A 15923-nucleotide genomic window follows, 5' to 3' on the forward strand; every position below is an offset into this window, starting at 1 on the left:
GTTTGCGCCAGTCTCAATGGGGTGGTGCGCCGCCTGTTAAATGGATTAAATAAGAGTAAGGAGCGAGCCGTGTTTCTGGATTACTTTGCGTTAGGCGTCATCATCTTTGTCGCCGTTTTCCTGTTTTATGGGGTGATCGTCATCCACGACATTCCCTATGAGATAGCCAAGAAGCGTAATCATCCCCAGCAAGATGCCCTGCATGTTGCCGGTTGGGTGAGTCTGTTTACCCTGCATGCCATCTGGCCCTTCCTGTGGATCTGGGCGACCCTGTATCGCGAGGACAGGGGCTGGGGTTTCAACAAGGTGGTCGAGCGCGAGCTGGCGCTGGAAGATGAGGTGAAACAGCTCAATCAGACCATAGCCCAGCTTGAGCAGCGACTCAGCGCGGTCGAGGGCGGGCAAACGGCCCTGCATGTGGTCGCGACGCCGTCCAACGATCAAGAGAAGGAGTCATAAGATGGATCTGCTACTCATTCTGACCTATACCGCCATCTGCATCGCCATCTTTAAGATCTTCAAGATACCCTTAAACAAATGGACTGTGCCCACGGCGATTCTCGGCGGCATAGTGATTGTCGGCGCCCTGGTGCTCTTGATGAACTACAACCATCCCTATACCCCCTATGCCCGTCAGGTGTTTGCGACCGTGCCCATTAACCCTGCGGTGCGCGGCCTGGTGACCAGTGTCGAGGCGAAACCCAATGTGCCCCTGAAGAAAGGGGACGTGCTATTTCGTATCGATCCTGCCCCCTTCGAGGCAGTGGTGATGCAGAAGCGCGCGGCGCTGGCGGCGGCCGAGCTTGAGGTGCCTCAGCTGGAGGCGGCCTGGCAGACGGCACAGGCCAGTGTGGAGCGCGCCACGGCGGACAGAGACCGCACCAAGTCGGCGTTCGAGCGGTATGAGAAGGGGCGTAAGCGCGGCGGGGCCAATTCGCCCTTCACCGAGCTTGAGCTGGATAACAAGCGCCAACTCTACATGGCCTCAGAGGCGCAGCTCACCGCGGCGCGATCCGAGGAGCTCAGAGTCAGGCTCGCCTATGAATCCAACGTCGATGGCGTCAATACCAAAGTGGCCGGAATTCGGGCCGAGCTGGATAAGGCGCTGTACGATCTCGAGCACACTGTGGTGCGGGCACCTGCCGACGGCATAGTGACTCAGATGGCACTGCGCCCCGGGGTGATTGCCGTGCCTATGCCGCTGCGCTCTCTGGTGAGTTTTATTCCCGATGAGGATCGCTACTTTGCCGGCGCCTTCTGGCAAAACTCTCTGTTGCGACTCAAGGAGGGAGATGAAGCCGAGATGATCTTGGACGCCGCGCCGGGTCAGGTGTTTAAGGGGCGGGTGGCCAAGGTGTTGCCTGCCATGGCCGAGGGCGAGTTTCAGTCTCAGGGTTCGCTCATCTCTTCCATGGCGCTGCTGCCTAGGGGGCGTGCCATCGTCTTGATAGAGCTCGATGATCACGAGGCGAAACGTAATTTCCCTGCTGGGGTCTCGGGTCAGGCGGCTGTCTATACCGAGCACTTCTCCCATGTGGCTGTGATGCGTAAGGTGTTACTGCGGATGCAGGGCTGGTTGAACTACCTGTTCCACTAACTCTTACTTGCTAGATTATAAATCGTCATTAAAAGGCCCCATGGTGGGCCTTTTGTTTTACTGGTGCTTTGTTTTCTTGGGCTTAGCTATCAATTCAATGTAAATCGTAAGAGATTAGTCTTTGCTGACCATGCCATTGACGGTATCTGCTACCTGCTGCGCCCCGCGGCGGATCTCGTCGATCAAGGCCTGGGTGGCCGCCAGCTGTTGATTGGAGAGGGAGACCTTCTGCTGAATCGACTGCATCCCCTGTTCAGATACCTGTGTCAGCTCGCTGTTGCGGGCGACGATGCGCTCGATATCCTGGGTGGCATTGGAGGTGTTGGCGGCGAGGTTGCGCACCTCGTCGGCGACTACGGCGAAACCACGGCCCTGTTCGCCGGCGCGGGCCGCCTCGATGGCGGCGTTCAGCGCCAGCAGGTTAGTCTGATCTGCTACCTTGGCAATGGTGTGCACTATCTGGCTGATCTGCTGTGACTGCTGCGCCAGTTCGCCCATCAGCCTTGTGGCATCGGCAACCGCACCATCGATCTCATTGGCCAAGCTGGTGGCGGTGCTCAGGGTGCTCGCCCCCTGGCCGGTGATCTCTACGGTTTCTACTGCGCTTTGGTGGGCGAGTTGTGACGCCTCCTGCACCGCCTGCTGATGCAAGATGCGAGGGGTGATGTCGCTGGCCAGTTTCACTACTCGCACGACCCGGCCTGCATCATCGAATACCGGGTTATAGGTAGCCTCTAACCAGATGGCTTGCCCCTGCTTGGTGACGCGCTCAAACAGGCCGGACTGAAAACGCCCCTTGGCGAGATCGGCCCAGAAGTCGGGGTGCTGGCGCATGAAGGCCTCGGTGCAGAAGAGGCGGTGGTGTTGCCCCTTTAATTGCTCGAGCGAGTAGCCCATGGCGCTACAGAAGTTGGCGTTGGCGTCGATGATCTCCCCTTGCGGGGTAAACTCGATATAAGCTAAAGATTTATTTAAGGCATCGAATATCGCTTCTTGCCGCTCTGCCTGCTGTTTCTCCTGGGTAACGTCGCTGGCGATCTTGACTACCTTAGTGATGCGCCCCGTGTCGTCGGCAACCGGCACATAGGTGGCCTCGATCCAGATTGGTGAGCCATCCTTGTGTTGGCGCTGAAAGGTGCCGTGATTGGCCTCGCCCCTAGCGAGGTTTTGCCAGAAGGTGCGATAGGCGGCGCTGCTGGCCAGTGACGGGCTGCAGAGCAGCCTATGGTGCTGGCCCTGTATCTCTTCGAGTCTATAGCCGATGGCGGAGAGAAACTGCTGATTGGCCGATAATATTTTCCCCTCTATGGTGAACTCGATAAAAGGCGCGCTCTGGCGAATCGCCCTAAGCATCTGACTATCGTCACACAGGGCCTGATATTCCTCATCCTGTGGGATTAGCGCTTTTTTTCGATTAAAACCAAACATCTGGACACCTTTGGATTGCGGTACATAGATTAACAAGGCACTAATCGGCGACAGGGGCTGATAATTATTTTGTTGCCAACCAATTACCTAGGACTATAGCCTGAATTGATACGCTTAGAGACATTTTGCCATGTCGATCTGTCTGTACGCCAGCAACTCCTCTCGGGATCAGTCCGGGAGCGAAATGTGCCGCCCATTACCTCTGAGATTGAATTTACCCGGCTTGTGGGGTATCAATAGCTGATGCCGTCCCCAGGCTGATTAAGCGAGTATAGCGCCTGGCGACCCACTATTTTTTTAAGGATGATTATGCAAGATATCAGGGACCTCACCGCCGTCCTGCGCTCAAACACCCCCATAGTGGTGATCGAAACCTATGAAGAGTACCGGGTGATCGAGCTGCTAAAGCGGGTGTCGACCATCTTATATCAGCCGCTGTTCACCTGGAGCATTACCCAGGGGCTGACCCGCGCCGATGTGAAGATGGGAACTCAGAAGTTCAACACAGATCCCACCGAGATCCTGGGGCAGATCAAGTCTACCAGTCAGCAGGGGATCTATGTGTTGTGTGACTTTCATCCCTTCGTCGACAACGCCCCCAAGAATGTGCGCCTGCTCAAGGAGATCGCGCTGGAGTATGAGGCGCTGAAACATACCATAGTCCTGGTGAGCCATGCCTTCGATATTCCGCCTGAGATTAAACGCTACTGCGCCCATTTCTCCATCTCGCTGCCGGATACGGCGCAGCTGCAAAATCTCATCTATGAGCAGATAGACAGGGCCCGTGCCGATGGTCTGCTGCAGAGTGTCGATGAAGATGCGGTGATCAAGCTGGCGGAGAACCTCAGGGGGCTGACCTTCGACGATGCCCGTCGCCTGGCCCATAAGGCGATAGTGGATGACGGGGCGATCACCCACTCGGATGTCGATAGGATCAACCAGGGTAAGTTTAAGCTGCTGGATATGGAAGGCGTATTACAGTTCGAATATGACACCAGCGACTTCTCTCAGGTGGCTGGCCTGCATAACCTGAAGAAATGGCTCTCCCAGCGTAGCCCTGCATCGAGTGCGGAGGGACGGGTCGATCATCCCAAGGGGATTCTGCTGCTGGGGGTGCAGGGCAGCGGCAAGAGCCTGGCGGCCAAGGCAGTGGCGGGTATGTGGCAGCGGCCCCTGCTGCGTCTGGATATGTCGGCGCTGTATAACAAGTATATTGGCGAGACAGAGAAGAATCTGCGCAACGCCCTGGCGCTGGCCGATCTCATGGCCCCCTGTGTCTTGTGGATAGACGAGATAGAGAAGGGGCTCAGCAGCGGCAGCAGCGATGATGGCACCTCTAAGCGGATACTCGGCGCGCTGCTCACCTGGATGGCCGAGCGTAAATCTGAGGTGTTTCTGGTGGCCACGGCCAACGATATCAGCGCCTTGCCACCCGAGCTGATGCGTAAGGGGAGGATGGATGAGATCTTCTTTGTGGATCTGCCCGACGACAGCGTGCGCCAGGCGATCTTCCTGATCCATCTGCAGCGTCGTCAGCTGGACCCGCTTAACTTCGATCTGGCCAAGCTGTCACAGGCCAGTCAAGGCTTCTCCGGCGCAGAGATAGAGCAGGCGATCATCTCGGCCCGTTACACGGCGCGGGCGCTGGAGCAGAACGTATCACAGCAGCTGCTGTTGGGTGAGTTGATGAAGACGCGACCCCTGTCCGTGGTGATGCGGGAAAAGCTGGCCGCACTGCGTGATTGGGCAAAGGGGCGCACGGTCAACGCCCATCAATAGCGCCCGGGGTGATTATTGGGCCTTAGGGGGAAACTGAGAGAGAATCTTGTTCACGGTTTCCCGGGTCTCTTTGGCCTTCTTCTCGCCGCCGTCATCGTAATCAAACTTGTCGCTGCCGCGCCAAATAAGCTTGTTGCTGGCGCTGTCGACGATATCTATCTGGATGATCTGCATCTTGGCGCTGTCGCTACCCAGAGGCACGCCGACGCTGGTGCCTACACCTACGCCGCCAGAGCTGCCCCAGCTGCCCGTGCCTAAGCCTATTGAGAGACCAGAGCTCTTTGGCTTGTCCACCACCTTAAAGCCATAGGTCACCATAAACTGAGACTGGTCGGCGACCTGACTGTAGCCGCGCTGTGTCAGGCTGTCGACGATGGCACTATCGATCCGCTCAGTGCTGAGGGGATCGCCGATATTGGCCGGTCTCTGTAGGGTGAAACGCTTGAGCGAATCAAAATCATATTGGGTATCGTAATCTGTGGTGGGCTTGCTGGCACAGGCGCCCAGTAGCAAGGCGGCGATTGTGAGGATGAGCAGGCGTAGTGAGTTCATAGGGCTTCCTGTGAAATAATCATAAATTCAGCTATCAGCTTATTTATACAAGAGTTTTTAGTGTAGCGATATGAATAAAGTTTAGCCAGTTGTCGAGAATTAGGTTATGTTTTAACTATAGGCTCATTTAGCGTCCCCTTATGTGAGCCCGAATTCAAGATGACATAGATAATTAGGTGCGGCTAGCCCCCATGGAACAGTTAGAGTTTTTCGAGATCCCCAGTCCCTGTATTGGTGTCTGTCAGACAGACGCCAGGGGCCATTGCAAGGGCTGCCTGCGTAGCAGAGACGAGCGCTTTAACTGGCTGAACTTCTCTGACGCCCAGAAAAATGAGGTGATCCGCCTGTGTAAGCAGCGCCATCGCCGTCGTCGCCTGGCCCTGTTAAAGGCGAAGAAGACGGCTATCCTGGAGGAGCGCGCCGCCGCGACCCAATCGCTGGACTTTGACATCGATGCCGAATGATCTCGGCGGGCGTTAACTCAACGTCGAGTTCGCCCTCTTCAACACACCACTTACTCGTTTAAACCCGCGTCCGGCAAGCTATTTTCTTAGTCTGTTGGTACTCACCCTGGGCCAGCTCAGGGTAAATACCGTATTGCCAGGTTCGCTGGCCAGCGACACCCGGCCATTGTGTTTGTGCATGATCCGCTTGATGATGGCCAGTCCCAGGCCATGCCCCTTGTTGCCGTTCTGCACTACTTTGCTGCGATAGAAGGGCTCGAAGATCTTCTCCTGATCCACGGCGGCGATGCCCGGGCCGTCGTCCATCACCTCTAGCTGCACCGACTTGTTGTCCTGACGGATGGCGATGGTGATATGACTTTGGGCGAAACGCTGGGCGTTGATGATCAGGTTTTGCAGCGCCCGCTCGATGAGTGACGGGTCGCCCATCACCTTCAGCTCAGGCGTCTGCTCGTCGAAATAGATGGGAATGCTGTGGCGGTTTTGCAGCCGGCTGATGGTCTGTTGGGTGAGCCGGGTCAGCTCGCAGCACTCAAACTCCAGATCTTGCTGCTGAGACTCCAGGCTGGCATAGGTCAGCAGCTCCTGTAGCAGGGTCTCCATCTCTTTGACATCCTGCTGCATCTCGTCGAGAAACGCCTGTCGCTGGGCGGGATCAGAGTCCGGCGCGCAGTATTGGGGCACCAGGGCCAGGGCAAATTTGAGCCGGGCCAGGGGCGTTCTGATCTCGTGGGAGACGGCGTTGGAGAGATGCTTCTGGTTCTCTATCAGGGCGCTGATGTGGCGCGCCATCTCGTTGAAGGTGCTGGCCAGCGGCTGCACCTGAGAGCGGCTGGAGAGTTGAATCTGGGTGTCCCACTTGGCCTGGCCGAATGCCTTGGTCGCCAGGCGCAAGGTCTTGAGGTCCCGTGACAGGGGCCAGACCCAGATCAGCGCGACCAGTGCCAGGGAGAGGTAGAAGAAGAGGGTAAACAGGCCGCGTAGCTGCTCTCTGGGATCTATCTCTATGGGGCCGGCCATCAGGATCTGTTGGTCATCAACCTGGATAAAATGCAGCTCGTGTTGCTCGTCCGGCGCCGTGACCAAGACGCTGTCGCGCGCGAGGGAATCATCCAGGTTGACCGCTACCAGAGCCTTAGGCAGTAGCCTGAGGGGATAGCTTTGTTGGGTGCTAAGTTCGGTGAGAAACGCCTCGCGCTGGTTCTCTGGCAGTTTGCCGAGCAGCTGGGCTAAGGCGATGAGCGGCGCGTCCTGCACACCGCTATCGTCGACATTGTTTTGCCAGATGCTGTCTAAGGTCCAGCCTATACCGAGAAAACTGAGGCTTAGTAGCAGGTATAGGCTGATGAAGAGTCGTTTCAACGCAGCTCCGTTAGTTGTTCCAGGCTTCTGGGGCGAACAGATATCCCTGACCCCATACCGTCTTAATTCTAAATGGGGTTTCGATATTGTCACCTAACTTCTTACGTAGCCGTGAGATACGCACGTCGATCTTCCTGTCCTTACCGTCGAAATCTATGTTGAGCAGGTATTGATAGATATATTGGCGGCTCAGTACCTGGCCAGCCTGTGAGGCCAGCAACCAGAGGAGTTCGAACTCATGGCTGGTGAGATCCACCTCGAGATCGCCAAGGCGAATCGCCTGAGTGTGGGGATCTATGCTCAGCTTGCCGAAGCTCAGGCAGTGAGACTCCGCCTGTGGTGGCTTGGCGGTGCGGCGCAGCAGATTGTTGATGCGGGCGATAAGCAGCGCAGGATCCACCGGCTTGACCACATAGTCGTCGGCGCCCAGCTCTAGTCCCTTGATCTGATCTTCGTTGGAACCCAATGCGCTCATCAGCAGGATAGGGCCGGCGAAGTAGTCGGGCAGTTTTTCACAAAGGGTAAGGCCATCCATCCCTGGCAGCATGATATCGAGCAAGATGATATCTGGTTTGTAGTTGATCAGTCGGGTCAATACGGTATCACCGCGACGCTCAACTTCCACGTGCATTCCATGCGACTTTAAATAATCCACAATCAGGTTTGCCAGACGAATATCGTCTTCGACGAGCAAGACTCTATGGGTCGATTGAGATTCTGTCATTAGAATAGACTCCAGGGGTTGCGATAACGACGTCTCACCTGAGGCGCCGAAGTAGGGGTAACTTTTAATTTTACGCCTGCCAAGGTTTGGTGGCTTTCTTTGTCTATCATGACAAATTGAATATCTTTTTGTGTCTCAACCTTCAGGGTGAGTGAATGGGTATTGGGCGAGTCGGCGCACCACTTCTCCAGCTCGTTATGATCCGACATGATGCAAACTACCTGGGGATAGGGGGTCTCCCAGTTCAGTACCAACTCGATTTCACAGCTCTGCTCGACATCGGCCGTGATGCAAAATTGGGGTGACAACGACAAGCTGGCCGTAGACTCTTGGCCCGCGGCATAGGTAATGTTACACAGTAAAATGATGACAAGAGTTGCCTGTATCAGCTTGAAAGTCATTGAAAACACTAACCTTAGAACCTATAGGCAGTGCCGATAAAGTAGGTGTTGGTGTAACTTTCAGTGACGAGCGGACTGGCGGTGATTTCATCGGCCAAGTCGGTATAGCGTACCAGGAAGAGCAACTCCCAGTGCTCACTCATTATGTATTGTGTCGTCAATTCTAATCCTAAATTAGTGCCAGAACCGGCACGGTAGCGTTCACTCCAATAGGTGTTCTCACTTGGACGTACGCCGTAATAGTAGTTGATGATCTCTTCGCTCTTCCAGTTAGCCACTGCGGCGAATTCAAATTTCCAGTCGGTCCATGATAGGTTGTATAGCCACTTCACCTTGGCCTCCATACCGGAGTGCACGTCGAAAAGATCGTGGGCCAGGGCGAGGTTGATTATACCCATTGGTGTGTAAATAAACGCTTCTGCTCCGCCAAGAAGTGTAAATTTTCTGTCTTCCAGCTCATTAAATACCGGCTCGGGCTCGGCGCCAAAGGCTTGAAAACGCGAGGTAAAGGTTGGTGACGAACTGAGCTGACTGGTGCCAGAAATAAAGATGTTCGACGGGTCCCAACGGTAGAAGTAGGCGCTGTCGCTGCTGAAGCTGGTGGTCAGGTTGACGCTGAACATCTCCTCATCCGCCAGTGTGTAACCCAGATTGCCATTGTCGAAAAACCACCTGTCGCCATAGTAGGCCAGGGTAGGCGCCAGGTAGATGGGGATATCGTCGTAGTCGCGAACAGGATTGCTTCGCTCGCCATAGCCCAGCGCCAGACCAAGTTGCCACTGACCAACTTCGACACATTCATCATCCATATGACAAACCTTCTGCTCTTCGGCCTGCACGGCAAAGCAGAGGAGCAAAGAGGTAAGTAGGCTTGTCAGCAGCTTGTTTTTCATGGGTATAGATACACTAAATCGGGTCAAACAGGAGTCTAAGCAAAAGATTACCATTTACGTCATATATGCACAGCGTTTTCGCTGCTGCTGATGCAAAATGATACAGCTTCATGCCTAGTGTTGGTTAAGTTTTGGCGAGATGTTGCCTGGCGAGTACGCCGCTGTGATCCCTTTTAGCTATAGAGTTTGCTGACTTGTTGCAACTGTTTCTGCTGCTCGGTGCGCTCACCCTCTCTTTGCATGGCCAGGCCGACCGTGCGCCTGAGCTGCAGATCGCCAATCGCCTTATAGATGATGTTGCTCTGCTCCATCAATACCGGCAGGGCGGGCACCAGGGCGATGCCGACCCCGGCCGCCACCAAGCCTACCGCGTACTCTACCGTCTGGATCCGCGCGCGGATCTGCATCTTTATCCCCTCCAGATCCATCAGCTGCTGCAGATCCGCCAAGGCTTCGCAGGGGGCACGATGAATGAAGGGCTGGCCGCTGAGATCCTGCAGGCGGATCTCCTTCTTCAGGGCCAGGCTCATGGTCGAGGGGATCGCCAGTAGGTAGTCGTCATGCCAGATGGGCTGAAACACTTCGTCCGACTTTAGCTGACTGGTGGTGATGATGCGGGCGTCGCAGGGCTCGTTGGCCTCTACCAGGGTGAGCTCCATATCATGGCAGGCCTGGCTGAAGTCTTTGAGCAGCATGCTCATGCGCTGCACCCCGAGGGAGTTGATTAGCCCAAGCTTGAAGGGTTGGCGCTGCTCTGGTGTATTAAACAGCGAAGCGATCGCCTTGGACTCGTTTAGCAGCCGCTGAGCCAAGGGATAGAGGCGCTCTGCCGACTCCGTGGGGCTCACTCCCCTGCCGTGGCGCTGAAACAGCTGAGTGTTGAGCTCGTCTTCGAGCTGGCTGATGGCCGAGGAGATAGAGGGTTGGGCGATATAGCACTGCTTGGCGGCGGCGCTGATGGTGCCCTTATCATAGACGGCGACAAAGTAGCTCAGGGCTCTGAGGTTCATGGCTAGGCTCTTAGGTTGGTGGTCGGGACTCATCTTTACGCTTACGTAAGATATAGAAAATAACTATGTAAGCTAAACAAAAAGAATATTTTTCCTACGGATAAATTATGCCTATGCTAGTCGAATTAGCAAGTGGTGAATTAGTCACCAGTTGCAACACAACAATAAATGACAGCAAGGAACAGATTCATGGCTCGAGTGAAATTTGATTGGCAAGATCCACTGCAATTCGATGCGTTGCTTAGCGAAGATGAACGCATGATCCGCGACATGGTGCACGACTATGCCCAAGAGAAGTTGATGACCCGGGTATTGATGGCCAATCGCAATGAGCATTTCGACCGTGAGATCATGAATGAACTGGGCGAGCTCGGGCTCCTAGGGGCGACCCTGCCCGAGGCCTATGGCTGCGCCAACGCCAACTATGTCAGTTATGGCCTGGTGGCCCGTGAGATTGAACGGGTCGATAGCGGCTATCGCAGCGCCATGAGCGTGCAGTCTTCCCTGGTGATGCACCCCATCTATGCCTATGGCAGCGAGGCGCAGCGTCAGAAATACCTGCCTAAGCTGGCAACCGGCGAGTGGGTGGGCTGTTTCGGTCTGACGGAGCCGGATGTGGGCTCAGATCCCGGCGGAATGAAGACCCGCGCCGAGCGTATCGACGGCGGCTATCGTCTCAATGGCGCCAAGATGTGGATCACTAACTCGCCTATCGCCGATGTGTTTGTGGTGTGGGCCAAGCTCGATGGTGTGATCCGTGGCTTCATCCTCGAGAAAGGCATGAAAGGGCTGAGCGCACCTAAGATTGAGGGTAAGTTCAGCCTTAGAGCTTCTATCACCGGCGAGATAGTGATGGACAATGTCGAGGTGGGTGAAGAGGCGCTGCTGCCTAACGTCGAGGGACTCAAGGGGCCGTTTGGCTGTCTCAACAAGGCCCGCTACGGCATCGCCTGGGGCGCACTGGGGGCGGCAGAGTTCTGCTGGCACGCGGCGCGTCAATACAGCCTGGACCGTATCCAGTTTAACCGCCCGTTGGCGGCCACTCAGCTGATCCAGAAGAAGCTGGCGGATATGCAGACAGAGATCACCACAGGCTTGTTTGCCTGCCTGCAGGCCGGTCGCCTGATGGATCAGGACGCGCTGCCTGTCGAGGCCATCTCACTCATCAAGCGTAACTCCTGCGGTAAGGCGCTGGAGATCGCCCGTACCTCCCGCGATATGCATGGCGGCAACGGCATCAGCGACGAGTTCCATGTGATCCGCCATGTGATGAACCTCGAGGCCGTCAACACCTACGAGGGCACCCATGATATTCATGCGCTCATCCTGGGCCGCGCGCAGACCGGCATTCAGGCCTTCGGGTAATCCTTCTCCTTCAGCTCGGAGCGACGGCGTCGCTCCGCCTTCTCGTCGCAGCGGCCGAGTGAACGCCTGTGGTATAGGCCTTGTTGCGCCCAATTGAGGTAGATCAACTTGGAAGATAGAGCTATTGCCCTCGACAGGCAATTTGTCGAACGTGTATCCCAGCAAGATTTCCTAGAGATAGAGCAGGGCTGGTGCCATACCCGCCTGGGGCTCAGTGACGCCGATTTCGTCGGCATCTTCGAGTCACAGATGAAGAGCCGTCTGCTGGATCTCGAGTCCCGTAAGATGCGCGCCCGTAATCAGGGCTTCTACACCATAGGCAGCTCGGGTCACGAAGGCAACGCCGCCTGCGCCGCGGCCCTGCGCCCGACCGATATGGCATTTCTGCACTATCGCAGTGCGGCCTTTATGATAGAGAGGGCGCGCCAGGTGCCCGGCGAGACCTCCCTTTGGGACATGCTGCTCTCCTTTGCCGCCTCCAGCGAAGACCCTATCTCCGGCGGCCGTCACAAGGTGCTCGGCAGTAAGCGGCTGATGATACCGCCGCAGACCTCCACCATAGCCTCACATCTGCCCAAGGCGGTGGGAGCGGCCCTGAGCATTCCGCTGACGCATAGGCTAGATATCGACAGCGTCTTGCCCGAAGACAGCCTGGTGTTCTGTAACTTCGGCGACGCCTCGGCTAACCATGCCAGCGCGCAGACGGCGATCAATGCCGCCGGCTGGGCCGCGTACCAGCAGGTGCCGCTGCCGCTGCTGTTTGTCTGTGAAGACAATGGCATAGGTATTTCTACCGCGACCCCAAACGGCTGGATAGCCGCCAACTTTAAAGACCGCGCCGGCATCAAGTATTTCTACTGTGATGGGCGGGACCTGCTGGACTGTTACCGGGTCAGCCGTCAGGCGGCCGAGTATGCCAGGGTCAAGCGAAGGCCCGCCTTCTTGCATGTCAGAACCGTGCGTCTGATGGGCCATGCCGGCAGCGACGCCGAAATCGCCTACCTCAGCAAACAGAAGATCTTCGATAACGAGGCCCAGGACCCATTGCTGCTCAGTGCCAAGCAGATCATCGAAGCTAAGCTGATGACTCCGGACGAGATAGTCAACCAGTATCAGACGCTCAAATCGCGCATCGCCGCCATCGCCAGGGTGGCGGTTGAGCGGCCAAAACTGACCAGCGCCAAGGCGGCGATGGCGGCGGTGATTCCGCCCGTCAATGACAAACCGCTGATTCACCATAACCTGACCGATGAGGCCTTCGCTCAGCTCTTTAGTGCGGACAAAAATTCTCTGGGTAAGCCGCTACACATGGGTAAGCTTATCAACATGACACTCACGGAGTTGATGGCGCGCCAACAGAACATAGTGGTATGCGGTGAGGATGTGGGCAAGAAGGGCGGTGTCTATCATGTGACCTCGCGCCTGGTGGAGCGTTTCGGCCCCAACCGGGTGATCAATACCCTGTTGGACGAGACCTCTATCTTAGGCCTGGCCATAGGTATGGCCCACAACGGCCTGCTGCCGATTCCCGAGATCCAGTTTCTCGCCTATGTCCATAACGCCGAGGATCAGATCCGTGGTGAGGCGGCGACCCTGCCGTTTTTCTCCAACGGTCAATTTACTAATCCCATGGTGATCCGCATCGCCGGCCTGGGTTATCAGAAGGGTTTCGGCGGCCACTTCCATAACGACAACTCATTGGCTGTGTTTCGCGACATTCCCGGCCTCATACTGGCCTGTCCCTCCAACGGCGCCGATGCCATGGGGATGCTGCGGGAATGCGTGCGCCTGGCCGAGCAGGAGCAGCGACTGGTGATCTTCTTAGAGCCTATTGCACTCTACATGACGCGGGATCTCCATGAGGAGGGCGATGGCCTCTGGAGTCATGACTATTGTCCTCAGGAAAAAGCTAAAGCCCTGCCCTATGGTGAGCTGGGGGTCTATGGCAAGGGTAAGACGCTGGCCATCCTCAGCTATGGCAACGGTTATTATCTCAGCCGTCAGGCCGAGCGCGAGCTGTCTGGGCTCGGCATCGACTGTCGGGTGATCGACCTGCGTTATCTCATCCCCCTCAACGAGGAGGCGATTATCGCGGCGGTGAGCGAGTGCGAACACCTGCTGATCGTCGATGAGTGCCGCCGCAGTGGCTCGGTGAGCGAGGCGATAGTGACCTGTGTCCATGAACGTTTGGGGGATCTCGCGCCGCAGATGGCGAGGCTCACCGCCGAGGATTGCTTTATTCCGCTGGCCGAGGCGGCGACCCTGCCGCTGCCGAGTCGCTCGCAAATTGTCGAGGCCGCCCTGGCCTTGGTTGGTGAGCAGGCCCTGGTTGGTGAGCAGGCCCAGCTTGGCGAGCACACCATCGACGATGAGGGCAATGAATCTATCCAGGATGCGGGAGTGAGACAAGTCTTATGACACAGGAAGCCAAGATGATGAAGAGCGACCAAGCGGGTAGTGCGACAGGTAAGCTAAGGGCCTTGGTGGTGGCGCCGGGAAGAGGATGCTACAACAAAGAGGAGCTCGGCTATCTTGCCAGATATCACGGCGAAAAGCCTGACTTTATCGAGGCGATCGATGCCTATCGACGCGACCTGGGGCAGAAGGCCATCGCCGAGCTCGATAGCCAGGGGAAGTACTCCTTCAAGCTACATACGCCGGGGGAGAATGCCTCCGCCCTCATCTATGCCTGCGCCATGGCCGACTTCATGGATATCGACCGCGAGCGCTTTGAGATAGTGGCAGTGACCGGCAATTCCATGGGCTGGTATATCGCCTTGGCACTGGCCGGCGCTCTGGATGAGCGCGGCGCTATCGAGGTGATCAACACAATGGGTAGCATGATGAGTGATGGCCTGATCGGTGGGCAGATGATCTATCCCGAGATGGATGAGAACTGGCGCCGGGACAATGCCAAGACAGCACTGCTGGATAAGGTCATCGATGAGGTGAACCAGGAGGCGGGCTGCGAGCTCTACACCTCTATTCATCTCGGTGGCTATCGCGTGCTGGCGGGTAACGAGGCGGGTCTTACCCAGGCCGAGGCCCGTCTGCCCAAGCTGGAAGATCGCTACCCTATGCGCCTCTATAACCACGGCGCCTTCCATTCGCCGCTGCTGCAAGAGATTGCCCGCCGAGGTCAGCAGGCACTGCCCGCGTCGCTGTTTCATCGGCCTAAGCTGTCCATGGTGGATGGTCGGGGACAGATCTGGGGACGCTTCTCAAGCGACATCGAAAGGCTGCACAACTACACCTTAGATCATCAGGTGGTGGCGCCCTATGACTTCAGTCAGGCGATGGCGGTTGGGGTGAAGGAGTTTGCCCCGGACTGTGTGATAGTACTCGGCCCGGGCAACACTTTAGGTGGCCCAGTGGCGCAGACGCTGATCGCCAACCAGTGGTTCGGTTGGCAGAGCAAGCAGGATTTCAGCGAGGCGCAAAAACAGGCGCCTAAGCTTATCGCCATGGGGAATCCGGCGCAGCGGGCGCTTGCGACGGGTAAGGCTTAAGGTTGCGAATTAGTGTTACGGGTTAGTGTTACCGATTAGTGTTACCGATTAGTGTTACGGATTAGAGTTGTGGATTAGTGCTAGGGTTAAACCTATAGCAGGGGGAGCGGCGGCCTTGCTCATACTGTCATTGCTAAACTTGCTGTCCCTATGGCATATTGCCTTCTTTTATAAGGAAATAAAGGACGTTTATGGCAGAGCATCAGTTTGATTCCCCCCATCCTTCCGAGATCAGCATACGTCACAGCACAGATGGCGACATAGAGGGAATTTTTGCCCTCTATGGCCAGCGCAGCTGTTATGCCAGCACCCTGCAGCGTCCCTATCCGTCACTGGCCTTCTGGCAGAAGCGGCTGAAGGATCTGCCGGAGAACTGTTACAGCCTGGTGGCCGTGCGCGAGGGCAAGATAGTGGGCCAGCTCGGCATGGAGGTCTATAGCAATGCCAGACGCAAGCACGTGGCCAACTTTGGCATGGCGGTATGCGAGTCGGCCCGAGGGCAGGGGATTGGCAGTGCCTTGCTGGGGGCCATGATAGATCTGGCGACCAACTGGCTGGCGGTACGGCGCATCGAGCTCGAGGTCTATACCGATAACGAGGCCGCCGTCGCCCTCTATAAGTCCCATGGCTTTGAGATCGAAGGCGAGGCCAAAGATTACGCCTTTCGGGATGGCAGCTATGTGAATGCTTTCCTGATGGCCAGATGCTGCTAAGCCCTTTAAAAAATTTGGCTAAGAGCTTTGGCTCGAGCTAAGCGCTTAAGCCAGTCACACAAGCTAAGCGCCATAATTAGCTTTTGATTGAGGTGCAAAACTGATCTAGATCAGCAGATGGTTAAC

15 protein-coding genes are annotated in these 15923 nt (G+C 56.3%); 8 read left to right on the top strand and 7 right to left on the bottom strand.

What is annotated here, in order from left to right; all coding sequences use genetic code 11:
• Positions 1 to 69 precede the first annotated feature (69 nt).
• Together K0I63_RS04585 and K0I63_RS04590 are read left to right on the top strand one after the other, a co-directional pair.
• Positions 70 to 459 (top strand): DUF3302 domain-containing protein, encoded by a 390-nt coding sequence (locus K0I63_RS04585; RefSeq protein WP_220082696.1) that lies wholly within the window; start codon positions 70 to 72, stop codon positions 457 to 459.
• 1 nt (position 460) lies between these two features.
• A complete protein-coding gene (locus K0I63_RS04590; protein ID WP_011864695.1) occupies positions 461 to 1597 on the top strand; it encodes an HlyD family secretion protein in 1137 nt (378 codons plus the stop codon).
• 114 nt (positions 1598 to 1711) lie between these two features.
• Here the strand turns inward: K0I63_RS04590 and K0I63_RS20035 are convergent, their stop codons facing one another.
• Positions 1712 to 3025, bottom strand: coding sequence for a methyl-accepting chemotaxis protein (locus K0I63_RS20035; RefSeq protein ID WP_220082697.1), 1314 nt, complete (start codon positions 3023 to 3025; stop codon positions 1712 to 1714).
• 309 nt (positions 3026 to 3334) lie between these two features.
• Between K0I63_RS20035 and K0I63_RS04600 the strand changes: the two genes are divergently transcribed.
• Entirely contained in the window at positions 3335 to 4804 is a 1470-nt protein-coding gene (locus K0I63_RS04600; RefSeq protein ID WP_220082698.1) for an AAA family ATPase, read from the top strand.
• A gap of 12 nt (positions 4805 to 4816) precedes the next feature.
• On the opposite strand, the gene K0I63_RS04605 is transcribed toward K0I63_RS04600, so the two are convergent.
• Positions 4817 to 5356, bottom strand: coding sequence for a DUF4136 domain-containing protein (locus K0I63_RS04605; RefSeq protein ID WP_144200868.1), 540 nt, complete (start codon positions 5354 to 5356; stop codon positions 4817 to 4819).
• Positions 5357 to 5547: 191 nt separating this feature from the next.
• Between K0I63_RS04605 and K0I63_RS04610 the strand changes: the two genes are divergently transcribed.
• Positions 5548 to 5820, top strand: coding sequence for a DUF1289 domain-containing protein (locus K0I63_RS04610; RefSeq protein ID WP_220082699.1), 273 nt, complete (start codon positions 5548 to 5550; stop codon positions 5818 to 5820).
• 78 nt (positions 5821 to 5898) lie between these two features.
• Here K0I63_RS04610 and K0I63_RS04615 read toward each other — a convergent pair whose 3' ends face one another.
• The 5 genes from K0I63_RS04615 to K0I63_RS04635 all read right to left on the bottom strand — a co-directional run bounded on the left by K0I63_RS04615 (position 5899) and on the right by K0I63_RS04635 (position 10243).
• The gene (locus K0I63_RS04615; RefSeq protein ID WP_220082700.1) at positions 5899 to 7182 is read right to left on the bottom strand and encodes an ATP-binding protein; all 1284 of its coding nucleotides are present in this window, start codon (positions 7180 to 7182) and stop codon (positions 5899 to 5901) included.
• Positions 7183 to 7192: 10 nt separating this feature from the next.
• On the bottom strand, positions 7193 to 7906 hold the full coding sequence (locus K0I63_RS04620) for a response regulator (RefSeq protein WP_011864701.1): 714 nt from the start codon (positions 7904 to 7906) through the stop codon (positions 7193 to 7195).
• Positions 7906 to 8214, bottom strand: coding sequence for a DUF3019 domain-containing protein (locus K0I63_RS04625; RefSeq protein WP_258406173.1), 309 nt, complete (start codon positions 8212 to 8214; stop codon positions 7906 to 7908). The genes K0I63_RS04620 and K0I63_RS04625 overlap by 1 nt, the downstream gene beginning before the upstream one ends.
• Positions 8215 to 8321: 107 nt before the next feature.
• Positions 8322 to 9200, bottom strand: a complete 879-nt coding sequence (locus tag K0I63_RS04630; protein ID WP_220082701.1) for a MipA/OmpV family protein — start codon at positions 9198 to 9200, stop codon at positions 8322 to 8324.
• Positions 9201 to 9373: 173 nt separating this feature from the next.
• On the bottom strand, positions 9374 to 10243 hold the full coding sequence (locus K0I63_RS04635) for a LysR family transcriptional regulator (RefSeq protein ID WP_258406939.1): 870 nt from the start codon (positions 10241 to 10243) through the stop codon (positions 9374 to 9376).
• Positions 10244 to 10399: 156 nt separating this feature from the next.
• Here K0I63_RS04635 and K0I63_RS04640 point away from each other — a divergent pair, with 156 nt between their 5' ends.
• The 4 genes from K0I63_RS04640 (at position 10400) to K0I63_RS04655 (ending at position 15797) form a co-directional block, all read left to right on the top strand.
• Positions 10400 to 11575 carry an acyl-CoA dehydrogenase gene (locus K0I63_RS04640; RefSeq protein WP_220044442.1) on the top strand — a complete coding sequence of 392 codons (1176 nt, stop codon included), beginning with the start codon at positions 10400 to 10402 and terminating at the stop codon, positions 11573 to 11575.
• 108 nt (positions 11576 to 11683) lie between these two features.
• Positions 11684 to 13993: a dehydrogenase E1 component subunit alpha/beta gene (locus tag K0I63_RS04645; RefSeq protein ID WP_220082702.1), complete on the top strand. Its 2310-nt coding sequence runs from the start codon at positions 11684 to 11686 to the stop codon at positions 13991 to 13993.
• 14 nt (positions 13994 to 14007) lie between these two features.
• A complete protein-coding gene (locus tag K0I63_RS04650; protein WP_258406940.1) occupies positions 14008 to 15084 on the top strand; it encodes an ACP S-malonyltransferase in 1077 nt (358 codons plus the stop codon).
• A 191-nt stretch (positions 15085 to 15275) separates the two neighbouring features.
• Positions 15276 to 15797 (top strand): GNAT family N-acetyltransferase, encoded by a 522-nt coding sequence (locus tag K0I63_RS04655; protein WP_220082704.1) that lies wholly within the window; start codon positions 15276 to 15278, stop codon positions 15795 to 15797.
• The last annotated feature ends 126 nt before the right edge of the window (positions 15798 to 15923 follow it).

It is taken from the genome of Shewanella rhizosphaerae (genome assembly GCF_019457655.1).
Lineage (GTDB): Bacteria > Pseudomonadota > Gammaproteobacteria > Enterobacterales > Shewanellaceae > Shewanella > Shewanella loihica.